This window comes from Allomuricauda sp. CP2A, assembly GCF_001683915.1.
GTDB lineage: Bacteria > Bacteroidota > Bacteroidia > Flavobacteriales > Flavobacteriaceae > Flagellimonas.
In genome coordinates, this window is the sequence record NZ_LXTT01000156.1 from 1 (window position 1) to 25,235 (window position 25,235).

15 protein-coding genes and 2 pseudogenes are annotated in these 25,235 nt (G+C 41.5%); 5 read left to right on the forward strand and 12 right to left on the reverse strand.

Features of this window, described 5'->3' with window-relative positions; all coding sequences use genetic code 11:
• Nucleotides 1-818: sialate O-acetylesterase (locus tag A7D14_RS18005; protein WP_067037647.1), on the forward strand; the 818-nt coding region annotated here is incomplete at its 5' end.
• A gap of 120 nt (nucleotides 819-938) precedes the next feature.
• Here the strand turns inward: A7D14_RS18005 and A7D14_RS18010 are convergent.
• Nucleotides 939-1,532, reverse strand: coding sequence for an RNA polymerase sigma factor (locus A7D14_RS18010; protein ID WP_036379429.1), 594 nt, complete (start codon nucleotides 1,530-1,532; stop codon nucleotides 939-941).
• Between the two features lie 125 nt (nucleotides 1,533-1,657).
• Between A7D14_RS18010 and A7D14_RS18015 the strand changes: the two genes are divergently transcribed.
• From A7D14_RS18015 to A7D14_RS18025, 3 genes are all read left to right on the forward strand, one after another.
• Nucleotides 1,658-2,809, forward strand: coding sequence for a FecR family protein (locus tag A7D14_RS18015; protein WP_036379431.1), 1,152 nt, complete (start codon nucleotides 1,658-1,660; stop codon nucleotides 2,807-2,809).
• 182 nt (nucleotides 2,810-2,991) lie between these two features.
• A complete protein-coding gene (locus A7D14_RS18020) occupies nucleotides 2,992-6,354 on the forward strand; it encodes a SusC/RagA family TonB-linked outer membrane protein (protein WP_163634982.1) in 3,363 nt (1,120 codons plus the stop codon).
• A 16-nt stretch (nucleotides 6,355-6,370) separates the two neighbouring features.
• The gene (locus A7D14_RS18025) at nucleotides 6,371-7,792 is read left to right on the forward strand and encodes a RagB/SusD family nutrient uptake outer membrane protein (protein WP_036386028.1); all 1,422 of its coding nucleotides are present in this window, start codon (nucleotides 6,371-6,373) and stop codon (nucleotides 7,790-7,792) included.
• Between the two features lie 300 nt (nucleotides 7,793-8,092).
• Here the strand turns inward: A7D14_RS18025 and A7D14_RS18030 are convergent.
• A pseudogene (locus tag A7D14_RS18030) lies at nucleotides 8,093-8,233 on the reverse strand (ATP-binding protein); the annotation flags it as partial.
• A 286-nt stretch (nucleotides 8,234-8,519) separates the two neighbouring features.
• Here A7D14_RS18030 and A7D14_RS19760 point away from each other — a divergent pair.
• Nucleotides 8,520-8,825: a transposase gene (locus A7D14_RS19760; RefSeq protein WP_394297317.1), complete on the forward strand. Its 306-nt coding sequence runs from the start codon at nucleotides 8,520-8,522 to the stop codon at nucleotides 8,823-8,825.
• Nucleotides 8,826-8,877: 52 nt separating this feature from the next.
• On the opposite strand, the gene A7D14_RS18040 is transcribed toward A7D14_RS19760, so the two are convergent.
• From A7D14_RS18040 to A7D14_RS18085, 10 genes and pseudogenes are all read right to left on the reverse strand, one after another.
• A complete protein-coding gene (locus A7D14_RS18040) occupies nucleotides 8,878-9,723 on the reverse strand; it encodes a glycoside hydrolase family 3 N-terminal domain-containing protein (RefSeq protein ID WP_394297318.1) in 846 nt (281 codons plus the stop codon).
• A 283-nt stretch (nucleotides 9,724-10,006) separates the two neighbouring features.
• Entirely contained in the window at nucleotides 10,007-11,116 is a 1,110-nt protein-coding gene (locus tag A7D14_RS18045) for a formylglycine-generating enzyme family protein (RefSeq protein WP_036379437.1), read from the reverse strand.
• Between the two features lie 54 nt (nucleotides 11,117-11,170).
• Nucleotides 11,171-12,814, reverse strand: coding sequence for a sulfatase (locus A7D14_RS18050; protein WP_036379439.1), 1,644 nt, complete (start codon nucleotides 12,812-12,814; stop codon nucleotides 11,171-11,173).
• 6 nt (nucleotides 12,815-12,820) lie between these two features.
• Nucleotides 12,821-14,560: a sulfatase gene (locus A7D14_RS18055; RefSeq protein WP_051947148.1), complete on the reverse strand. Its 1,740-nt coding sequence runs from the start codon at nucleotides 14,558-14,560 to the stop codon at nucleotides 12,821-12,823.
• A gap of 108 nt (nucleotides 14,561-14,668) precedes the next feature.
• Nucleotides 14,669-15,551, reverse strand: a pseudogene (locus A7D14_RS18060) (IS481 family transposase).
• A 1,029-nt stretch (nucleotides 15,552-16,580) separates the two neighbouring features.
• Nucleotides 16,581-17,879 (reverse strand): mandelate racemase/muconate lactonizing enzyme family protein, encoded by a 1,299-nt coding sequence (locus A7D14_RS18065; RefSeq protein WP_067037650.1) that lies wholly within the window; start codon nucleotides 17,877-17,879, stop codon nucleotides 16,581-16,583.
• A gap of 487 nt (nucleotides 17,880-18,366) precedes the next feature.
• Nucleotides 18,367-19,845: a RagB/SusD family nutrient uptake outer membrane protein gene (locus A7D14_RS18070; protein WP_083158159.1), complete on the reverse strand. Its 1,479-nt coding sequence runs from the start codon at nucleotides 19,843-19,845 to the stop codon at nucleotides 18,367-18,369.
• Nucleotides 19,846-19,856: 11 nt separating this feature from the next.
• Nucleotides 19,857-23,225 carry a TonB-dependent receptor gene (locus A7D14_RS18075; RefSeq protein WP_083158160.1) on the reverse strand — a complete coding sequence of 1,123 codons (3,369 nt, stop codon included), beginning with the start codon at nucleotides 23,223-23,225 and terminating at the stop codon, nucleotides 19,857-19,859.
• 93 nt (nucleotides 23,226-23,318) lie between these two features.
• Complete coding sequence (locus tag A7D14_RS18080; RefSeq protein WP_067037652.1) at nucleotides 23,319-24,518, reverse strand: FecR family protein; 1,200 nt, start codon at nucleotides 24,516-24,518, stop codon at nucleotides 23,319-23,321.
• Nucleotides 24,519-24,595: 77 nt separating this feature from the next.
• Nucleotides 24,596-25,156 carry a sigma-70 family RNA polymerase sigma factor gene (locus A7D14_RS18085; RefSeq protein WP_067037654.1) on the reverse strand — a complete coding sequence of 187 codons (561 nt, stop codon included), beginning with the start codon at nucleotides 25,154-25,156 and terminating at the stop codon, nucleotides 24,596-24,598.
• Nucleotides 25,157-25,235 lie beyond the last annotated feature (79 nt).

The window sequence follows — 25,235 nt, forward strand, 5'->3', positions numbered from 1 at the left end:
ATGCTATGATGGCATTAAGACTATTTATTATTTTGACATTGTTACCAGTTTTGTATGGCTATTCTCAAGATTTAAAGGTTAAGTACGCTGAGAATTTATCCAAAGATGAACAATACTGTGTTATATTGATGGGTGGCCAATCAAATATGGTTGGGAGAGGAAAACAAATTGATTTGGATGAAATGATGTTTTCCAATATTTCTTTTTTCGATTTTGGTCTAAGTCCCGGCTTGATAAACCCAAAAGATAATTTTGGACCAGAAATTGGAATTTCTATGCAATTGAGCAAAAACAATCCGAACAAAAAATTTATTTTGATCAAATATGCAATTGGCGGAGCTTCATTATTGGACTGGGCACCCAACTACAGTAAAGATAAGGCTGAAATAACGGGGAATCCTCAATTCGGTAGCATGTACAATAGGTTGATAAAACTCACAGATAGTCTCACTGAGGGGCTCAATGCAAAAGTCAAAGCTCTAATTTGGATGCAGGGAGAACGTGATGCTCGAATTCCTGAGGCTGGTAAAGATTATTATGGCAACTTTGAAAAATTAATCAATTCGGTTAGAATAGATTATGAAAACCAAGAGATGCCTATAATTTTTGGGAAGATTAATCCACCCAAAGCTTGGTTCCCAGCATTAGACAATGTCGTTGATGCACAAATTCGCATTAGTGAAGAAATACCAAATACTTACTTCATTGATACGGATAGTCTCGAAAAACTGAACGATGACATTCATTATTCTTCAAACGGACAAATTAATTTAGGCATTAAATTTGGAGAAAAAATATCAGAGTTATTGAAAAATTAGAATATGCAAACAAGTCATAAATTTTGTTGTCACTCAATTGATATTCATTGTACTTTTCTGTTATTCTGTTCAAACTTTGAAAGTGTTTCTTTCTTTGAACCTAATCAACTTAGGGTATTTTTAGTTCAACGGCAATTTTAAACGTTTTCCCAATATGAGAACAAGAATCCCAGAATATTTTTCTCCAAGGTTTTTTCGAAGTATACCAAATGCTTTGGTAATCTGTGCTTCCACAGTTTTTACCGATATATTGAGATGGTTCGATATTTCTAAATTTGTCAGACCTTCTCTTCGGCTCAAATTAAAAACCTCTTGACATTTCGGGGGTAATTTCTCAATTTCTCTGATTACTAATACGATTAATTTTTCCAGCCTACTATAGTCCTCCGTTCTGGCAGCCTTTTCAAGGTTTTCGTAATATTTCTGTTCCAACAACAAGTTGGACTGCCGTTTTTTGTATTGGTTTATAAATTCATTGTGGATAGATCGGAATAGATAATTCTGCAGAGAGGTCGTAACATTCAATTTCCGTCTTTTCTCCCATGTACGCAAGAATACATTTTGTAATATATCCTCGGCCATTGCATGGTCGTTGGCCAACGTAAGTGAATATCCGAATAGCCTTCTACTATATCTATCTACTAAACAGATGTAGGCATCCTCGGTTCCTGCCTTCAAGCCTTCGATTAGCAGTCTCTCATCTGAATACTTCATAAAAAATCAAAGAATTTATTTCCTTTAATAAAGGATGTGAAATATTACAAATATGAAAAAAATATTGATATTAAGTTAGGGTTTTATCAAATGGATTTGTCTTCATTACATAAATGTGAATTGTTGTGGTAAGTTCCAAGATTGAAAATCATATTGTTAAATACCTCCTCAACGAGTCAACATCAGGAGAATTGGATCAACTGTCTCAATGGATTATGGAGCCTAAAAATCAAAAAAAATTTCAAAAATATATACAATCCCATTATAAAATTACTATTTCCTTGAACAAACCTGATGTCGAAAAAATAAAGAAGAACCTTTTAAGTGAGATTAAAAAGGATAAAACAAGATTAATGAAACAAACGGCCAGGAAACTTATGGCATATGCATCCGTGGGCATACTGTTATTAGGTCTTGGATATAATATTCTAAAAGATCATCTAGATAGGAGTGGACATCAGGAACCCCTAAATATAGGACAATCAGTGATCATTGAAACTAGTAACGGGGATGTTCAACCATTATCGGAGGAAGGAAGTAAAATAATCCGTAGTAAAGATGGTAAGGTACTTGGTAAGCAAAATGGTGCACAGCTGGTCTATTTACATACGCATAATTTAAAATCATTATCCTACAATACTATCCGTGTTCCCTACGGCAAGCGGTTTAATGTGGTTCTTTCAGACGGTACCCGTGTTTATTTGAATTCAGGCACTTCTTTAAAATATCCTGTCGAATTTTTAAAGGGGCAAGATAGACAGGTGTTCCTATCTGGGGAGGCCTACTTTGATGTCGCCGAAGATTCCGCCCGCCCCTTTAAAGTTCATGCCGATGAAATTGAGCTGGTTGTATTGGGTACTATGTTCAATATATCTTATTATCCAGAGAATCCCGAAATCCAAACAGTTCTTGTAGAAGGGTCAGTTGAAATCAAGAACCGTAAAATGATAGACTATCAGTCAATTAAGCTCAAACCAGGGAAAATGGGTAAATGGAACAAGAAAACCCAAAAAATGTCTATCGAAAGTGTAGATACCTATATTCATACGGCATGGATGCAGGATAAATTGATCTTCAGGTTTGCCACTTTCAAGAGTATTAGACATGCTTTGGAGAGAAAGTATAACGTAACCATTAAAAATCTGAACGGTGATTTAGACCAACAGCGTTTTGATGCCTCTTTTGATATAGAATCTATTGATGAAGTGTTGCAATCATTCAGTAGGAGCTATGATATGGATTACAAAATTGTAAACAACGAAATAATTATTGAATAATCCAAAAAAAAGACGTTATGCAAAACAATAAATAGCCTCTTCAAATAAAAAACCGAAAAATGTGCCAGCATTTTCCGGTTCGGTAAAAAGATTTATAAAAATTAAATAACTAACTCGAAATTATGAAAAAATTCATAGAACCAAACAATTTGCGTAAGCATATTTCGCTATCAAAGTTGAAAATGAAACTAACCATACTTTTCTTAATTCTTACCCTATTCCAAATCAATGCGAATTCTTATTCACAGAACAAAAAGATTTCCTTGAATATGCAAAATGTCACTATTGCCGATGTGATTCAGGAAATAGAGGCTATATCTGATTTTAAGTTCTTATTGAACCGACGAGATGTGGACCTTGATCGCAAGGTTTCAATTGAGGCAATAAAAGAACCCTTGCCATCGGTTTTAACAAAATTGTTTGAAGGTGAAGGGTTGGGTTTTAAAGTGTTTAAGAAACAAATAATCCTACATGGGGTAGCAAATAAGTTGGAATCAACACCCAAAATGCCATTACCTATGAAGACAAGTATTCTTCTGTTCCAGGAATTGGTTTCTGGATCGGTCAAAGATGGTAATGGACAACCATTGCCGGGTGCTAGCATTGTAGAAAAGGGTACCGCGAATGGAACGCAATCTGACTTTGATGGTAATTTTTCGTTGGAGGTCACCAATGAAAATGCCACCTTGGTGATTTCTTATATAGGGTTTGCAAAAAAAGAAATCGAGGTAAATGGAAGAACCAGTTTCGATATCATATTAGAGGAGAGTGCCGCAGGCCTTGATGAAGTGGTTGTTGTCGGCTATGGTACCCAACGTAAGAGTGATTTTACCGGTGCCTTGAGTTCTTTGAAGAGTGATGACCTTAATCCCGGTACCAATGTGTCCGTTGATCAGTTGCTGGTGGGCAGAGCAGCAGGAGTACAGATAAGCCAGACAAGTGCGGAACCTGGAGGAGGAATTTCCATTAGGGTGCGAGGTGCAAGTTCTATATCAGCTGGCAATGAGCCATTGTACGTCATCGATGGTTTTCCAATCGACAATTCACAAGGGCTTTCTGGATCTGACCCCAATACGGGTATGGGCACCAACGTAAACCCTAGGAACCCCTTAAATACCTTGAACCCCCAAGATGTAGAATCTATTGAAATTCTAAAAGACGCATCAGCAACAGCAATCTATGGGTCTAGGGGCGCCAATGGAGTTGTCTTGATTACAACCAAAAAGGGGTCAGCACAAAGACTGACCGTAAATTATGATGAATCGGTAGGGTTTCAGCAAGTTCACAATAGAATAAATCTTCTCTCTGCATCAGAATATATTGATGTTATCAACGGTATTGCTGTAGACAATGGCAATGAGCCTGTGTTCACCCAAGTAGACATCCAACAAATAGGTGCCGGTACTGATTGGCAGGACCAAATTTTCAGAACAGCCATTATACAAAATAGAAATTTATCAATTTCAGGAGGAAGTGAAAATTCCAAGTTTTTTGTCTCTTTAAACCAATACAATCAAGATGGGGTGGTCAAAAATACCGGTATTAAAAAATATATCGGCCGAGTAAATTACGAGAGCACACTTGGCAACAAGGTCAGAATGGGCCTCAATCTTAATACAAGCCATATCAAGGACAAAAATAGTGTTGATGGCGTTGGATTCAATTACAGTTCGGGGCCCATTTTTTCAGCACTTTCATATGACCCCACTGAACAGGTATTTGATGAGAATGGCAATTTCAGCGAATCTTCCCAATTGACCGTGAACAACCCTTTGAGCTTAGTTGAGGGTGTGTTGAGCGAAAACCTCACAAACCGCACACTCGGGAATATATACTTTCAGTATGAAATCAGTAATTTATTGAATGCCAAACTAAGTTTTGGGTCAGATAGGTCGAACTCCCGAAGAGATGTTTATAACTCTACTTTGACCGTGAACGGAAGGGCACAGGGCGGGGTTGCCAATGTCTCGACATTAGAACGCAACAGCAACCTCGTTGAATTTACCATGAATTATAATAAGAAGTTTGGTTCTGAAAGTAATTTGAGCGTTTTGGCCGGTGCTACCTATCAAGATTTCAGTGTGAGGGAATTTTCGGGAACCATTGGAGGTTTTCCTGATGATATAATAGAAACCAACAATCTATCATTGGGGGACACTGGAAATGACAACCTAAGAAGCCTGAAAGAAGAAAATGTGCTAACCTCGTACCTAGCAAGATTTAACTATAATCTTATGGATCGCTATCTCTTTACGGCAACGGTTCGAACTGACGGTTCTTCTCGTTTTGGAGAGAATAACAAATTCGGTTATTTTCCTTCGGCAGCTTTTGGTTGGAAACTTTCAAATGAAGTCTTTGTACCTGATTTTTTTGAGGAACTGAAACTTAGGGCGAGTTGGGGTCAGACGGGCAATCAAGAAATAGGCAACTACAGTTCCTTACTTACTTTCAGCAGTAGTACAAACGCCGTTTTTGATAATCAACCTATTACCACCACAAGACCTTCAAGGATTTCAAATCCCGATTTGAAGTGGGAGACTACAGAACAGCTCAATATTGGTTTGGATATGTCTATACTAAAAGGAAGGCTACGTACCTCGGTAGACTTTTTTGTCAAAAACACAAGAGATTTACTCTTTGACTTGCCTTTACCTTCGGCATCCGGCTTTAATTCTATCTTATCGAATGTCGGAAAAATACAGAACAAAGGTTTCGAGGCATTGATCAACAGCATAAATGTATCTTCACCCGACTTTATGTGGACTACCGCAGTAAATTTTTCTATGATCAAAAATGAAGTATCCGATTTGGGCAGAATAGATGAGATTCCCACGGGAAACATAGCTGATATTGGAAACAATGCCATAATCAGGAGAGGTGAGCCGTTGGCATCCTATTTCGGCTATGAGGTAACGGGCATTTTTCAAGAAGGCGATGACATTGCCAATTCGCCGCAACCTACAGCACAACCTGGATTTCCAATCTTTAGAGATGCTGATCAAGATGGCACAATCGACCCCGATGACCAAATCATTTTAGGGGATCCATTTCCTGATTTTACATATGGGATAAACAACAGTTTCAGTTATAAGGGCTTGACCCTGGATATTTTCATACAAGGTCAAGAGGGGGTTGAGCTCTTAAATGTCAATGCCATTCAAAGCCTCTATCCTGGTACGTTTAGGTTGAACAGATATGCACATCAATACTTGGATAGATGGACTCCCCAAAACACAAACACTATATGGCCTTCGGGTACCAATCCTTCATCATACGGTGGAGGAAGGGTCAATTCACTGGTTGTCGAAGACGCGTCCTATATAAGGTTAAAAAGCATAAACATCAGCTATCAAGTACCTGTTGACAACATAAAGTTCTTGTCTTCTTTAAAGCTCTATTTGACAGGACAAAACTTGTTGACCATAACAGATTATTCAGGTTTCGATCCAGAGGCCAATTCCTTTGGAAGAAATAACACCAAGGTTGACTATAGCAGCTACCCCTTGGCAAGCAGCTGGATTTTGGGTGTAAACATTGGATTATAAAATTAAATTTACTAATATGAAATCACTATATAAATACTATGGAATTGCGGTGCTGGCCCTATCGGCATCGTGCACTGATATCTTGGAGGAAGAAACATTCTCCGAACTGGAACCCGAAACATTTTTGGCCACTGAGAAAGGAATTAGGTCGTTGCTTGGTTCCGCATACAGTTCAATACAAGTGCAACCCGGCATACCCCAGCAAGGTATTTATGCATTATCGGGACTTTCTTCGGGAGAAGTGTCAAGCTTAAACGGGAGCATTGAAATATTTTATAGGCAGCTTTCCGATTTCACATGGGACAGCAATAATAGACATATTTTAGGGCAGTGGGACCTATATTATGCAGCTATCAGAGATGCAAACGTGGTGTTGAGCAATATTGACAATGGCCCATTTAGTGAAGATTTCAAAACTCTGATTACCGCCGAGGCTCGCTTTATTAGAGGGTATAGCTATTCTAAGCTATATAACCTTTTTGGCCCAGTGCCCTTGTATAAGGATTTATTTAACGAAGACCTTTTACTACCCAGAAGTACAGAGGCCGAAATAGAATCGTTCATCGAACAAGAATTGATTTTTGCGTCAACAAACCTTCCAATTAGAGCAATTGAAGAAGGTAGGGCGACCAAAGGAGCTGCGCTTGGCACCTTATGCAAACATTATTTGAATACCAAAGAATGGCAGAAAAGTGCGGAAAAGGCAAACGAAATCATCTCTTTGGGGGTTTATGAACTTTTGCCCGATTACGAAGAAGTTTTCAGTTTGGACAATGAAATCAATGATGAAATGGTATGGGCACTGCCTCACGTAGCTCCTGATGCTGGCAACCAAATAAATGCGCTCACTTACCCAAGTGATTTTCCTAGACCGGGAGACCTTAGGCTGTATCCGGTCATCATATTTTTTGAAGATGAATTTGTATTATCGTTCGAGGATAATGATGCTAGGAAAAACTTGATTGTTACTGAATACACCAATACGGCCGGGGATGAGATTCAGCTTTTTGGCAACGACCGTTCTTTTCCTGCTAAATATCCCATGGATCCCAATGGATCGGGAGATGGGCAAGGAAACGACATCCCTGATATTCGTTACTCAGATATTTTGTTATCGAGAGCTGAGGCTTTGAACGAACTCAACGGACCTGTTCAAGAATCAATCGATTTGATAAATCAGGTTCGCAGCAGAGCCGGAGCAAGTGAAATCTCACTTGCTGATTTTTCAAAACAAAGTTTGAAGAGTTTCATATTGGATGAAAGAAAAAGAGAATTTTTCTGGGAAGGCAAAGGAAGGGAAGACCAGCTTAGACAAGATGTATTCATATCTAAAGCTGTTGAAAGAGGTAAGCTTGCCCAAACGTTTCATGTATTGTTCCCAATTCCTCAGATCAATTTAGATGCAAATCCAAAATTGGTGCAAAACGAGGGTTATTGATTTTTGTAGAACATTTTTATTTCGAGCACAGTGGAAAAGGAAAATTCGTTGCATTTAGAGAAGAATTAACAATCTTTAAGGACGGAATGATTGAAATGGTTTCCAAAAAATAGATGCTGAGCTACAAGCTTAAATTGTGTGATTCGCACACATAGCTTCAATAAATCCCCCCACGGATTTAGAACAAAGGAAGGGTTTGAAATGGGTCTGGATAAGCCCGCGTAAACTGACCCACCTTCGCCGGATGAAACCGACCAGGGCAAATGGACTGCCCAGATTTGATCTATCCGTGGGTTAAACTTAGTTTTTATTTTTCAATTTTCTTCTCATTGATTCTCCTTTTATATCTATTCTGTAGGCTGTATGCACCAAACGATCGAGGATGGCATCGGCTAGTGTTCTCTCCCCGATGATGTCGTGCCATTTTGATACGGGCAATTGTGGACTATAATTCTGTGTTTTTATCTCAGAATAACCGTACATGGTACCATTCACATTTTTTAGTAAAATAGGCTCTACCCATCATAAAATAAAGGGTTTGATAGAACTTGTAATCAGAAAACCTTTATAGGAAAAATACTTTCAAAACAATCCTTTCTACTTATTTTATCATATAACTTCTTAATGAGAAGTGATTTAAACTTTTTTTGGATCGAAAGATAGGGCTACGGACATTTGTGTCGCCAAACATAAATACCATAGCCCATGTACAAAAGATACCATAGAAATGGAGATAGTTCCGCACATACCTTTACCGAAAAGGGGTTTTGCCCCAACGGCTCCCTTGTACGAGATTGTCAATGCGATACTCTACAAGTTGAAGACGGGCGTGCAATGGGAGTACCTGCCCACGAGCTCGCTGTTCTCCCAAAAGGTCCTGAGTTGGCAATCGGTCTACCACCATTATCGCAAATGGTGCCGTTCAGGGACATTTCTGGATTGTTGGATCGGTATTTTAAAACGGTACAGGGACATGTTCGACCTCTCCAGTGTCGATCTTGACGGCAGCCACACTGCCATCAGGGGAGGCTAGGCCGTGGAATACCAAGGCCGCAAAAAGGGCAGGACCACCAATGCCCTCTTCCTTACCGATAGGCAGGGACTGCCCTTGGCCATCTCGGAACCGGTATCCGGTAACCACAATGACCTTTTTGACATCGAGGTACTGCGTAGGCTCCATAACCAAAATGGGCGTCATGCCCTCCTTCTTCGGGACCACCCCCAGGCCAGTGTTTCACCATCGCATTCACGCTTTGGTAGCCCCAACCGCCATCACCGGAAGATTGAAATCCATCCACATAGGCCCTGGCCATATCGGTGGCCAATTTAGGGTCCTCACCCATGGTACCATCAAAACGGGACCAACGGGGTTCCGTGGCCAAATCAATTTGGGAGGAGAGTGCCGTGGCAATGCACAAGGCACGATATTCCTTGGAAGCAATCTCCCCAAATTGCTTCATCAATCCAGGATCAAAACTGGCCGCAATGCCCAAGCTACTGGGCCACATGGAAATCTGTCCGCCCGATCCTGCATTGAATTCCGCATAGGAATCGCTGCCATGCCTTGGATACGAACTCGTGTTCACCGGAATGCCCATGCCGATACCTTCCACAAAGGCTTGCGCATTGTTGTTCCATTGCGCAGCAACTCCGGGAGATTCCACGCTGGTAATCAATACATGCCGTAAGTTGTCATACTTTAAAAAAACTTGTTGGGCATCGGAAAGGTCACTTGCCTTTGCCCCACTTTCCGCAAAAGGCTTTACATTGTAGGTCGCCGGACCAAAAAAACGGTTCCCACCTCCTGGAATGGATTGGTGGGCACTGTACAACATCAATCCGGCAATTCGCTCAATGCTCATCTTGGAAGCCAAGTCCTGGGCTCGTTCCTCAACGGGCAATCGCCAATCCTCATAGGAATCCAGTCCCATTTTGATTTAGATCCTTGAAGGCCAATTGATCTACTTCAAGGATGAGAACCCCGGATTTAGAGCAATACCCTAAACTTTTCCCAACTTGTTGGTGTACAAGATTGAATTCTCCTTTATTCTCTTCGGTAAATTTTGGACCACTGCAGCCCGTCAAGAGTATAACTGAAACAGCAATGCTAAAATAGAATGGGCGCTTTTAGGATTTCATATTGGTGTATTTTGTGTTCAAAGACTGTTTTTTGGCTTTCCGTTTTTAGGATTTTTGGGAGGAATCATATAGATGCTATTTGTTTCTGGGCATTTTTACCGGCATTACTGTCCTAAACCCTAAATGCTCCATTCCCGAATCAGGACTGGTGGCCATACGGGCACTTATCCGGTAGCTGGCACAATAGGAGGCACTGCATAGGAAAGACCCGCCCTTGATCACTTTTTCCTTGGCATATGGGTTCGAGGGATTATAGGCCTCAAAAGCCCCTTTAGGGTTTTGGGTAACCTCGTTTTTGTCCGCAAGTTCCTTATAATAATTCGTGTTGTACCAGTCGCTAGTCCATTCCCAGACATTTCCGGCCATATCGTAAAGGCCAAAGTCGTTCTTGGGATAGCTCATCACGGGGGCCCTACGCTCAAATCCATCCTCTTTGGTATTGTTCAACGGAAATTCCCCTTCCCACGAATTGGCATGGGAACTCAACTGCGAGACATCGCTTCCCCAAAAGAACAGCTCGTCCTTTTTGCCTGCCCGTGCGGCATATTCCCACTCGGCCTCGGTGGGTAATCTCCTTCCCGCCCACTTACAATAGGCCAGGGCATCCTCAAGGGCAATGTGCACCACAGGCTCATTTTCCTTGTCCTTAATAGTGCTTTCCGGCCCGTTGGGATGTTTCCAATTGGCACCTATCTTCCATTCCCACCATTGCGAATAATCATATAGGTTAGTCACACTGGATTTGGTTTTTTTGAACACAAGGGACCCTGGCTGCAAAATGGAGTCATGGGGTTTGGGAGTGCCCTCTGGCAATTGTTTCTTCATTTCCTCCCAATCAATTTCCCGTTCTGCGACAGTTACGTAACCGGTCTCATCCACAAATTTGACGAACTGTTCATTGGTGACCTCATGGATGTCCATAAAAAAACCGTCAACGTGCACCTGGTGCGCCGGCTTTTCATGCATCATGGCCATTTTGTCCTTAGCGACGGCACCCTCCATAAATTCTCCACCTGGTATCCAAACCATACCTTCTGGTGCTTCGGTCGGTGAATCTGTTAATTTTGGAGGCCCCTCTATTTCTGTTATGCCAATGGATTCATTTGCTCCATCTGTTTTGGTCCTGCACCCTATCAGGAAGACAAACAGGATAATAAAAAGTGCCGATTTATGCTTTAATACCATTGTTCTTGGTTCTATGAAGATGTTTTGACCTGGACTATATGGTTAATTTCGTGTTTATAAATATTCTTGGTACAACCTTTTTCTTTTTTCGGGGGAAAGTTTCCAATATTCAACCAATGGGTTGGCTTTGACCTTTTCATAATATTCCTCAATGAATTGCCGGTTTTGGGCATCGTTGTCCCCGTATTTCACCCTTAATTGTTCAAGTTCCTTGTGAAGCTCTTTTTGGATGCTTGCATAGGATAGATCTCCATATACATTGTTCAGTTCATTAGGATCCTTTTGGAAGTCGTATAATTCCCATTTATCCAAATCATAGTAGAAATGGATCAACATGTATCTATCGGTGGTAATTCCGTAATGCCTTCTTACATCGTGCTCGGAAGGATGTTCGTAGTAGTGGTAGTAATGGGCTTTTCTCCAATCCTTAGGTGTGTTTCCCTCTAAAATGGGCAGCATGCTTTTCCCTTGCATGTCCGCTGAAATTTCGGTTTGTGCGATATCCAAAAAGGTTTCGGCAAAATCCAGATTGGAAACCAGGTCCTTATTGGTCGTTCCTGGGCTGACCTTACCGGGCAACTTTACCAGTAATGGAGTTTGCAAAGATTCCTTATACATCCATCTTTTATCAAACCAGCCGTGTTCCCCCAAATAGAATCCTTGGTCGGAGGTATAAATAACAATAGTGTTCTCATCGAGCCCAGCTTCCTTTAAATAATCCAATACTTGGCCAACCCCTTTGTCCACGCCGGCAATACAGGCCAAATAATCCCGCATGTAACGTTGATACTTAAAACGGGTCAGATTGTCTCCCTTAAGATTAGCTTTCTTGACCTTTTCGTTGATAGGCCCATAGATAGAATCCCATTTTTTCTGTTGTTCCTCTGTAAAACCAGCTTGGGGTTGGTCCGTTATTTTAATATCCTGTGCCATTTTCATGGCTTCGGAAATGGACATATAGTTCATGGCGGCTACCTCCCTGTTTCCTGAGTAATCATCGAACAAAGTCTTTGGTTCTGGAATCTCTACATTTTCATACATGCCCAACTCATTTGGTCCCGGCTGCCATGGTCTGTGTGAGGATTTGTGTCCCAAAAACAGCATAAAGGGCTGGTCATCGGATTTGATGGCGTCAATCCATTTGATGGCTTTCTCCGTAATGATTTCCGTAGTGTATCCTTCCAATTGATATTGTCCCTCATTATTGATGAAAAGGGGATTGTAATAGGATCCCTGACCTGGTAGAATGTCGATATAATCGAATCCTTTGGTCGGTTTATCGCCCAGATGTAGTTTACCGAGCACCCCGGTTTTGTATCCCGCCTGTTGGAGCAATTCACCAAAGGTTTGTTGGTCAAAGTCGAATTTGGTACCGAACCTATTGTCGATAAATCCATTTTTATGACTGTACTTGCCCGTGAGTATGGTAGCCCTTGATGGCCCACAAATAGAATTGGCAACCAGACAATTCTCAAAGAGCATGCCTTCCTTGGCAATCCGATCAATATTGGGAGTTGGTGCTACTTGGGCCAATCTACCGCCATAGGCACTGATGGCCTGATAGGCATGGTCATCACTGATAATGAAGACAATATTGGGCCTTTTTTGGTTTTCATCTTTTTGTTGGGCCTGTATTTTGGTAATGCTGAACGACCACAACATTACGAATACCAGTATGATTTGAAAAGGATTCTTCATGTTATTTTATTTAAACTTATAGATGATTTCTGTTGGCTTATATCCTATACGATGCGCATTGACTTGAATGGTCTGCCCTTTTTTGAGTGATATGTTACCACCGGTGTAAACATTCCACGGCTTGGGCACGGTCACTGTTTTTTTGTTGTTATGTGGCATTAGGTAGAAAAAGTCCCAAGTTTTTATGTCCCGTACCAAGGTGGAATCCGCTACATTGTCCTTGAATATTCGATAACCTATGGAGGCACCATCGGTGGCACATGAAAGTGTTACACCTTCCTTGCTTTTTTTTATGACTGGTTTTTCGGTCATAGGGGCATCATCCTTACCTTTCCACCACATGTTCCTGACCATTTCTTTTTCTGGAATTTTACCGGTGTCCCCAACAACTTCCAGCCAGTTAAAAAGTACTTCTTTCAACTCGTTTTTCTTGTCTTGGTATGCGGGGTCGTCTGCTAGATTGTGTACTTCGTCCGGATCTTTGGTGGTATAATAGAATTCTTCTTGCGGTTTTGGCGTATTGAACCAGTCCGAAAGGTATGGATTGGTAATCTTGCCTGCATCCCTCATATCAATGATTTCCTGCATGCTGACCATTTGTCTTCTGTAGGCCAAATCCTGGTATTTGGGCAATTCGGGATGAAAATTATAAACGTACCTAAAGGTCCCATCGGTCACAGAGCGAACTCTATCATATTTATCCGCCATTCTATCCCTGCCGGCAAATACATATTGGTTCTTTTCACTTCCCGATTTTGGGCCCAAAAATGGCTTGCCCTGCAAGTAGTCTGGAATATCAGCCCTGGCAATGGATAACATACTGGGGGCGAAATCAACGGAACTGATCAAGTCATTGTTCACGGTACCGGCCATTTCAGATCCTGGATGTTTCACAACAAATGGGATATGGGTGCCTCTCTCCAAGATTTCACGTTTCATCCAGGGCAAATTGCCTCCATGATCACTATAAAAGATCACATAACTATCATCATAGACCCCATCTTTTTTTAGTTGTTGGATCAATTCTCCCACATCACTGTCCATTTGCTCAATCCGAGTATACAAGGCAGCCTTGTCGTGCCTCATTTGTTCCGTATTCTGGTAATAAAGGGGCAGCACCATTTTAGATGGATCGTAGTAGAGGGAATCTGGAGGAGAAATGATTTGGGACTCATGCGAAATGGCAAAGTTAAAGACACTGAAGAAAGGTTGCCCAGCCTTCCTGTTTTGGTAGGAGGCACCAATACTGCTTTCGTCCCAAACGGTCACGGGCTCCTCAAATTGATAATCTTCTTTTGCGTTGTTCGATGTGTAATACCCAACTTTTCTCAGATACTCGGGAAAAGCCTTGACTTTTGGTGGTAACACGGCCGAATAGCTGGGGACCCCTTCGGGCATCAATTTTGAGTTGTTATGAGTAGTTCTCATATGGGAAGTCCCGATGGAGATCTGGTTCATTCCCGTAATGATAGAGGACCTACTTGGGGCACAGACCCCAGCAGTCGTATATACCCGCGTATACCTAACGCCATCCCTTGCCAGTGCGTCAATATTGGGAGTCCGCACAGTGGCATCCCCATAAACCCCGATATAGGGGGAAATATCTTCACAAACGATCCAAACAATATTAGATTTGGTCTGGGAAAATGTGTGCGCGGTGAAAATAAATATAAGAAGAATCGTAAATCGTTTGGTAATCGTTCTTAAAAATAATGTTACAGTATGCGAAAAAGAATCAAAAATCATGTTGTACAAGATTGGCTTCACTAATTAGAGCGATCCATTTTCCTTTTATAGACAAGATTTTGATTTTTTTTTCTAGTGTGCTACTTCAGCTAAAATGGCAATAAACTCTCATTCTTTTAAGTGAAACATTAAAATCTCATAGGGTGTCTTTCCCTTAAATGCACCTTGTGTTCTATAAAGTTATAAAAGTCTTCCCATTGTTTTATTTTCTTGTTCAAATCAACATCATCAGAATAATCTAGTAGTTGATAAAACTCTTTCTTGTCCGTGAGGTGTGATCGTTCCACCTTTCCGTGAGCTGTGGTCTTCCTGGCTCTATGTAACGGTGCTCCATGCCAAGGTCCTTCACGTGCCAATTGAACCTAGATTGGAACTCATGTCAATTGTCTGTCTGGACTGCATGGATTCGGAAAGGGAACTTATTGGCAACATAATCCATAAAGTCAATGGAACTTGACTGGTTGTGACTTTCATATACTTTCAATGCCCTGATACGCGTGTAATCATCAATGGCCGTGTACTGATATCGTTTTATCTTTTTTCCTTCGTTGGTGTGGAAAATCAAGAATTTAACATCCACTTGGACATGGTGTCCCGGAGTTTCCTTGGCGTAACGTTTAGGTCCCATCGCTTTTCTGGTAACTGCTCGTTTGAGCGGTTTGATACCGTTTCTTTTAAGGGTCCTATAAACACTTGATTCAGAAATATTGATGTCATGGTATCTTTCCAAGTACCATTTGATACGCCATGCGCCAAGTTTGTATTTCCTTCTAAGGTCCAATATCAGATCAACCGTTTTTTGATTGATTCTATTGGGGTAGGTATCCGCTTCCCTTTTTTTCCTTAAAAGACCCTCTGTCCCATACTAATCATACTTTCTTTTCCAGCTAAAGAAAGTGCTCCTGCTCACATTGAACATCTCACAGGTTTCCTTGACCTTTCCATAATCTATTGCAAAGTCCAATACCCTCAGTTTGAACTTCCATCTCAAAAGTGTCTCTTTAAATATTATCAAAATAGTACACTTTTAGTTGACGTAGTCACATACATGAACAAGTAACAGGGAGCCTTCAGGAGGTCCTACATTCTACATAAATAATATACAACCTAAAGTCTCACTTAAAGGGGAGGGATTTTCCCTGGATAAATATAATAAAATCGAGCACTTATGTATATTAGTTAATACTTAATCTGACAATCTCAATATATTAGTTTAACCCTTGAATTAGTGGAAACGCCAGACATAGTATATCATCTTCGTCGGGTCAAAGTGAGTGTAGCTGGCCAGTGAAAGTGAGCCACTTTTGATTTGTGCTGTTTGTAAAGTCCCAAAGGTCTTTTTTTGCCAAAGAGGACCATGGCGAACAAGCAGGTAGACGTGCAAAAATAAATAGATATTCAAATTCTACACCTGGGGTGTGAGCAAGCGGCGGATAAGCCAGAAGTTAGGCATCTTCCGAACACGGTGGACAAGCACATCGATTTCTCTAAGCTTTACCGCTTGACGACATATGAGGTGGAGAATATTTATACTCCTTGATGGGCTAAAATCAAGCTCTTCTGATATGAAATGACTTATTTAAAATGATTTCAATATCTTTCTTTAAAAAGTTCGAATTCTGTCCTGCCGAGGTCACGACACTCAGGAAACCACGCCCTTTCGGACGTGGTTCTTTGTTTTATGGAAAAGCCAAACGTAGTTTGAGCTTTGGAACAAAATAAAGAAAAAGCAGCGCCAGCTGCGTAGTTTCCTATTTGCAACATTGAGCACAAAGGATGTGCGTCAGCACATCCTGCTACGGTCACGAATACATCGAAAAGCAAGCAAAATCATAAGGCTTGCTTTTTTGGTTTTATGCTTTTTGATTTTCAGCCCGTAGCGCAAAGGATGTGAAGCAATCCTGCCGCGGTCACTTGGGCAGTAATGCCAAAAAAAGAAAACCTTGCAAATCTATGAGATTGCAAGGTTTTCGCAGTTTTTGGTCAAATCCAATCTTCTACTAAGAAAAAATTGAAAACACTATTCAAAAAAAGGTATTCCGGGCGTGGCATATTTCCGCATTGCCTCCTGATTGATCTCCACGCCAAGTCCAGGTTTGTCCGGTACAGGTATATAACCGTCCTTGGTCAAAAAATCACCCTCAAAATCGACAATTTCCTTGTACATTTCATTTTCATGGAAGTAAATCTGCCATTCGAGGATGAGGAAGTTTGGCACGGCCGCACAGACATGTGCCGAAGATATGGCACCAAGATATGAGGCGACCATGTGCGGTGCAAAAGGGGTATTATAGGTATTTGCCAGATTGGCTATGCGCAACCCTTCTCCCAAACCTCCACATTTTTGAAGATCCGGCATAATAACGTCTACGGCACCAATTTCAAAGGGATGCCTAAAACCGTAGGTCAAGTACCAATTTTCACCGCCACAAATCGGTGTGGTAGTCGATTCACGAATGCGTGCATAAGACTCCGGAACCTCAGCAGGAACCGGTTCTTCCAACCACATAAGATTGTAGGGCTCCAAAGCTTTGGCTATTTTCATGCCCGAAGCTTCATCAAATCTACCATGACAGTCCACACAAATATCAATGTCTTCGCCCACAGCCTCACGAACCGCGGCGATTTGGTTTTCCATACGCCTTAATTCTGGAATACTTACACTCCAATTGTACAGATCCAATTTATTGGGATCCTGACGATCATCAATATCAAATTTTACCGCAGTGAAACCATATTTGTCCACATCTTCCTTTGCTCTTCTACCCATCTCTTGTGGCTCAAGCCGACTTCCTGCCGTATCGCAGTAAACTCGGATCTTGTCGCGGAATTTGCCCCCCATTAATTGGTAGACGGGCAATCCCAGGGCCTTGCCCACCAAGTCCCACAGGGCTGATTCCAAGGCTGTCATCACACAGACATACATACCCGCTTGGGCTCCTTTAAAGAGGCCTCCCCTGCGCATTTCTTCCTGAAGCCGATTGATGTTCAAGGGGTTTTTACCAATCAAGTGATTTTTGGCCAAGTGGTGCACAACGTGGTATGTTCCGTAAACACCGTCAACACCTTGACCATGCCCAACAATATCCTGATTTGTGTAGATCTTCACAAAAAGGCTGTGCTCATTGCGAATAAACCCGCATTTCACTGCTGTAATCTTAAGATCGGATGGGGCTGATGATTTTGGCGTTCTTTCAATGGATGCTGCCAGACCGTCATAGTTTGTGGCCAGCATCGCGCCGGTGATGCCTAAAGTAGCTCTAGACAAGAAGGACCGACGGGAAGGTTTTTTGTTTGAGGTTGAGGAAAAGAGTTTCATTGATTTTGATTTATGATTTATGATTTTGATATACTAATTACTAAATATACTAAAAAATGAAAATAGATCTTCAATGGAAAGCCAGCACACTCAGACAAGGCATGAATGATTTTAACATATTGGGCATATCAATAAAACTTGAAGTAGCAAAAAATATAACAACCCCTTGAATGAAAACCGTAAACTGATTCAGGAAAAATGGGAAAGAAGATATCCTTTTCACGGCCCAAGTTTCCAAAAAAAAAGGTTTTTGATTAAATTGGTTTTGTAGAAAGTCAAGTAAGGGCTAGGGTTGGAAAAAAGACCCACCATATCCAAGAGCACGTATGGTAAGGCCTCTTAACCAACATTGATTCTGATAACTAAATCTGGGTTCAGGTATTCGCTGAACAAAGTAAATCTAAGGTCCAACTCCTACCTTATTTAGGGATATGCTTCCCTTTTGGAGGTGCAAAACTCCAATAAAGGGAAGCAAAAATCTCATTCATTATTCATTCAATCCTGGGTTCACAATGGTCTCACTGGCGGGGAGAGGCAAATAATATTCAATCTCTCCTAAGGGCTGTAGATCATCAGGATGCTTGTTTGCGATGACATCTTCCACCATTTCCAGCCTGACCAGGTCAAACCATCGACAATACTCTCCAGCAAATTCCCAAGCTTTTTCCTGTACAATTTGTTCTTGGGTTATGGAGGTATAGTCCACAGAAAGTGCCGGGGTATCCAAAGGAAGTCCGTGAGCCCTTCTGACAATTTTATTGATGGCTTCCAAGGCTTCTGGATCACTGTTGTTTCCCGTGGCCATTACCTGTGCCTCGGCAAAAATAAAATAGACCTCGGCCATCCGTTCCAAAGGAAGTGAAAGCGTATTGAGCCATGTCATCCTGTCTCCTTGGAACTTTTTGAAATAAGGCCTGCCTGTATTAAAATCTTGCCAAGGGGTACCATCAGGCAATTCGGTCTGAAAGGTTACCTCCTTGCGCAATTGGTCAGGATATTCATTAAAGAAGGTGATCTCGCTGAAATAGTCATCCCATCCCCCAACATCACCGGGAATGGCGGCATTTCCATAAATGGCATTACCACTACCTCCCTGACTGCCCGAGAAATTAAGGGCAAAGACCTCCTCTTTGTTACCATCATTGTTCATATCTGGTGTGGGCCATAAGTCAGCAAAATTGTCCATGAGTCCCAACCCATATTCCTCTTCATTATCTATTAAATCTTTGGCCACCTGAGCGGCTTGGGCATATTTGGAGGTGTCCTTTAAGGGCCAGCTTGCCATATGCAGGTATACTTCCGCCAAGATGGCCTTAGCGGTACCCTGACAAGCTCTTCCCGGGGCCAATTTGGTTTTTTGCATTAGGTTGATTGCCTGCTCCAAATCGGAAATAACCTGGGCGTAAAGTTCCTCAACAGAACTGGAGGTCATGCTGAGGGTCTCTTCATCAAATTCATGCGAGTTCAACAAAATGGGAGCCTTTCCCCATAACCGGACAATCCAAAAGTAACTGTAGGCCCTTAGAAAATAGGCCTCTCCAGCTATCTGTTCTATGGCGGTCGCATCGCCTTCAGCAGTCTGATAGTTGGCAATGATATTATTGGCACCCTGAATGCTCTTATAGACACCTCTCCATATCAATGGTAACCTTCCGTTCTGTTGGGACACATTGAATTGGTCAAACTCCCTAAAATCTGCCTTGTTACTGGCTTTATGGGTAGTGAGATCATCTGACCCCATGAGGATGGCCTGGGTAGCCGCAGTGGCAAAACCGGAAGCCCATGTTTTTTCCAAGGGCGCGTAAGACCCGGCCAAAGCAGCATTCAATCCCCCTTCATCGGAAAGAGCATCCCCGTCAGGAGTCAACTGCGCAGATAGATCCTCATCCAAAAAATCGCTGCAGGAACCCAATCCTATAGTCAGACAAACAAGTATGATGAGTTTTATGTAAATCTTATTTTTCATGATGTATTGTATTAAAAGTTAAGCTTAACTCCCAAGGTCCATGTTTTGGAATTCGGATAAGAGCCTGCGTCCCCTCCACTTGAGTCTCCAATTCCGTTATTGGAATATGCCTCGGGATCTAAACCTTTGTAGTCTGTGATTGTCCACAAGTTGGTACCACTCAGAATCACTTGCATATCGATACCTTTGATGGTTTCTTGGGGAAGATTATAGGAAAGGCTCACGTTCTTCAACCTCACAAAATCTCCTTTTTCAACAAACCTTGAGGATTGTATCTCCTCTAGGCTGGTGGGGCTAAAATGAGGAATGTCGCTATCTTCGTTCCCTGGGGCCCAACGATTTAATATGTCTACATGTACGGATTCCCTGGCATCCACATTGGGCATTACCCCTGTAGCATACCCAAAGTTCCATTTATCAAAGCCTGTCATTGCATTAAAGAACAGGTTTAGGGTGAAGTCTTTGTAGCTAATAATGTTATTCCAACCATAGGTGGCCGTTGGGGTACCATTGCCTATGATTTGCATGTCATCCGCATTGATACTGTTATCTCCGTTGATGTCTTCATATCGGGAATCACCTGGCACATTTCCATAAACGGCAGCTTCGGCCGCTTGATCAGATTTCCATGTTCCCAAATACCGAAGGCCCCAATAGGTTGAAAGTGATTCACCGGGGGTTAGAATATTCTCTGGCTGGTTGGTAAGACCTGCCCCAACTCCACCTGAAAGAAAGATTTCCGATCGGTCACCAAGATCTACCACTTCATTTGTCAAGTAAGCGGCATTGAACGTGGTTTCCCAAGTAAAATTGCCGTTATCGACCAATGTGGCATTGATTCCCAGTTCCACACCTGAATTATCGACCTGTCCTACGTTTTTGACAATTTCCCCTCCTCCCACATAATCGGGAAGGGGTTGGTTGAGCAACAAATCCTCGGTTGATTTTTCATAATAATCCAAAGTAATGCCTAAACGGTTGTTGAAGAATCCCATATCCACTCCAAAGTTCAGCTGACTGGTGGTCTCCCAACGTAGGTCGGCATTCCCAGGGTTTCCCAAAACAAAACCTGGGGTCAAGCTTCCATTTAAATAGGAGGCTCCAGCTGTGTTTGGATTGGTGTTCAACGTGGTAATCGTACCGAAAGGAGCAATGGCCTGGCTTCCTGTCTGTCCCCAACTAGCCCTTAGTTTCAGCTCGTCAAAGAAGGTTTCTTGCATAAAATCTTCCTCAGAAATCCTCCACCCTAAGGCAACGGATGGAAAAGTACTGTATTTATTGTCCCCTCTAAACTTGGAAGAGCCATCCGACCTTACCGAGAGGGTAAGCAGGTATTTGTCCATGTACTCATAGTTCAATCTTCCTATATATGAGAGGAGTGTTTCCTTGCTTTTGATTGCGGTGGAAGCGGATGACCCCACCAAGTTGAGATTGTCATACCTAAAAATAGGAAAGAGCAAGTTACTGGCGTCGGTACTAAAGCCGTCCATTTCCCTACTCTGGTTCTCGAAAACTGCTGTTACCGTAAGATCGTGTACCCCATTGAAATTTTTCTTGTACGTGAGGTTGTTTGTGTTCTGCACAAAAAGACTTTCTATTGAGGACCTAGTGGCTGTAGCTGTTTCGTTGGCAAGACCCAAAGTAAAATTTTTGGTTTGTGCATTGGAATAGCTTAGGCCGAACCCCACATTAAAGGTTAGTCCTTCAAAGAATTCATAGTTGAGTGAACCATTGGTAGTAAAAGTGCTCACTTCCGAAATTCGATCGTTAAGGGCAGATTCCAATGGATTGGCCTTGATCGACGATATGGGGTCCCTAACGGTAAACTGCCCAGTCTCATCCCTGGCAGGGGTTGTAGGCGCCCAGGTCAAGGGACCGGCCAAAGAGCCACTGGTGTTCCCAGAACCATTTACGTTATTTGTTTCCCTTCGATTAAAGTTGGTCTTAATGTCAGCCGTAAGTTTATCACTTAGATTGGCCTTTACATTGGCCCTAAGTCCAATTTTGGTATAATCTGAATTTACGACAATACCTTCTTGATCCAGATAATTCCCCGATACAAAATAGGAAACCCCCTCTTTACCGCCTGAATAGTCTATTTGGTATTCCTGGCCGAAACCTGTTCTGAACAAGAGATCTTGCCAATCCGTGCCACCATTTACCCTGAAATTATTTATCTCTTCTTGGGTAAACTTTGGTGCCAATCCAAAATCCGTTGCCCTTGCATTTACAACTTCGGCAAAGGTGGCCGCGTCCAATAGTTCCCATTCCTTGATCAAATTGGCCACAGAAAGACGAGAGGTAAATGAAATCCTAGGTTTTCCCATTCTTCCCGACTTTGTTGTGATCAAGACAACCCCATTTGAACCCCTACTTCCATAGATGGCAGTAGATGAAGCATCCTTCAATACTTGCATGGACTCGATGTCCGCAGGGTTAACATCCCTAAAATCGGCCCCTACAAAACCGTCAATGACATAAAGCGGTTCATTGCTCCCATTGATGGAGTTGGCCCCCCTGATCCGGATGGATACTGTTCCCCCAGGAGCTCCAGAGGAATTGGTGACGTTGACCCCGGCAGTCCTACCTTGTAGAATTTGGTCCACCCGAGTAACGGGTTGGTCTTCATATTCATCTGAGCTTACCACTGAGATGGCCCCAGTCAAGTCTTTTCTTGTTTGTGACCCATATCCTACAATGACCACTTCGTTGAGGGCTTCGGCATCTTCCTGCAGTTGGATGTTCAAAGTTGTGTTTGTGCCCACTGTTCTTTCAACGGGCTTCATCCCAATATAGGAAAAGATCAATATGGCGGAAGAAGAGGAAACTTGAATACTGTAGTTCCCATCAAAATCTGTGGCCACCCCATTTGTGGTGTTTTTTTCCACTATGGAAACCCCGGGAAGAGGTTCTCCTCCTGAATCGGTCACAGTACCGGAAATGGTCATTTGCACCGCCACGGTATCTGTTGATATGTCATTGGCTGCCATACCGCTTTGACCCACTCTGTAGGAAACCTGTTCGGGTTTTAGTATAATTTGTTGGTTTTTAAAAACGTAATCAATACCCTTGTTTTTAAAGAAATCTGTTAAAACATCTTCCAAAGGTTTGTTTTTGGCCTTGATAGTCACTAGTCTTTCGGCATCAATTTTATCAGTATTATATAAGAACTTATATGGTGTATGAGCCTCGATTCTCTCAAAAACCTTATACATTTTCACTTGCTGCATATCCAAAGTAACTTTGGTTTTTTGTGAATATGAATTGGCTTGAACTGAAAAAACGGAAACTATCAAAAGGATGGTTGCCAGTTTCATTGCTAAACTAAATTTTAGCATAGAAGACCCCCATAAAAGGGCCTGCCTATCATTTTTTTCCATAATTTTACAATGTTATTAGTTAAATTGATTTTAGCTGATTATTCTTAATCGGGAAATGGTGCGACATTTTCCGATTTTTTTTTGATTGATCTTTTATTTCTTCATTGGCATATTGTTTTTTGGTTTATTTATTGTAATGTGATTACCCTCAACGGTATAATCAAAAGGGGTATCTTCACCAAATGAGTCCAAGACTTCCTTGATCGTTTCTTTGTCAAAAGTGGCCGTGAATACCTGATGGTCCAATTTGGCATAATTATTCACAATGGTCACCTTGTAGTGACGTTGTAATTTTTCAACAATATTTGTAAAGGGCAACTTCTTAAGGACCAGTTTTCCTTCTATCCAACTTGTATAAATACTAGTGTCGACTTTTTCAAATTTTATGTTTTTGTCACTGCGCGCCCAAGAAGCCTTATAACCCGGTTTCAGTAATACAGGAGAATGAATTTCATTGAATTTTTCTTTTTTACCGTATAAGCCTACAGAGCCTTCAACAAGCACGGTATTGATATCTTTATCCTCGGGATAGGATGAAATGTTGAAAGTAGTTCCCAATACACGAAGGTTCATGTTTCCGGCTGATACGATAAAGGGGCGTAGCGAATCCTTTATGACCTCAAAATAACCTTCGCCAACAATGGATACCTGCCGGTTTCCATCCTTGGAAAATTGAATGGGATAGCGAAGGAAAGACCCTGCATTTAGGTGGACCTTGGTTCCATCGGACAGCACAATACCAAATCTTTTTCCATAGGGCACAGTGAGTTCATTATACACCAATTTCCCCGAGTCCACTTCATCATTGGAATGCGCTTTGGAATAATCCAATACCACCCCTTTCTGTACGACCAACACTTCCCCTTTGTCATCATTGATGGTCTGCGAACTTTCAGGAGAAATAATTTTTATTTCCCCATTGTCCAGCTTCAAGGTAATTGCATCCTCAATATTGGGCGTATTTGCTTTGGGGTTTTGTAATAGAAAATACAGGCTGCCCAACCCGAATAATACTGTAATTACTGCAGCATACTTTAAAACCAGACGGGCGTAGTTTTTCCTGTAAGGGGGTTTTGTTTCAACACCGGTCTTTTCCAACACAACTTTCCACGCTTCATCTATATTTATTTCATCTACATTGGGCAATTCTTCGCCATTTTGGTATCGCTTTAGAAAAAACTCATAAAGATTTCGATTCTTTAAAGAGGCATTTACCCACTCTTCAAAGAACCGGTTTTCTTCTGGTGAGAGTGTTGAGGTGATCTTCTTTATTAGTATTGAGCCAATATCCACTTTGGTTTCTTCTTTATTCGCGTTCTATATATAAGACACGGAAAAAGAAAAAAGGGTGATGTGATTTTGATAAAAATTTAAAATAGGAGGGTGAATAACTGAAAATAAGCAAAAAACACTATTGAAATATATGTATTTCTCAATTCAGAGCGAAGAATTCTATAGGCCTTTTTGATGTGTGTCTTTACGGTATTTACAGAAATATCCATGGTTTCTGCCGCAACGCTATATTTCTCCCCTTCCATGGCACAAAGCTCAAAAACCTTTTTACACTGCTCTGGCAATTGTCCCATTGCCAGTTTAATTTTTTTGTCAATGTTTGTGTCCAATGGTGAGCAATCCTCAATAATTGCAAACGATAAATCTTGTTCTTCAAGGGGACGTTCCTTTTTGGTTCTCCGTAAATGATTAAGGCTTTTGTTTTTGACAGCGGTCCAGATATAACTTTTTGCATTTTTGATTTTTTGGATTTCCTCTTTGGTCAAAACTTTCACAAAAACATCCTGAACAATATCTTCTGCTACATCCATACTGGAGGTGTATCTATAAGATAGCAAGCAAAATTCCCTATAATGCTTTTTAAATATAAGTTCAACCTGTCTATGATACTTTTTTTTATCCATATAAGAAACCTCCATTGGCACAATAATTCCTTACTGATTTTTATTGGAAGAAAAGTGATGCAACTACACCAAACTTAAAAATTGAATTAGCTTT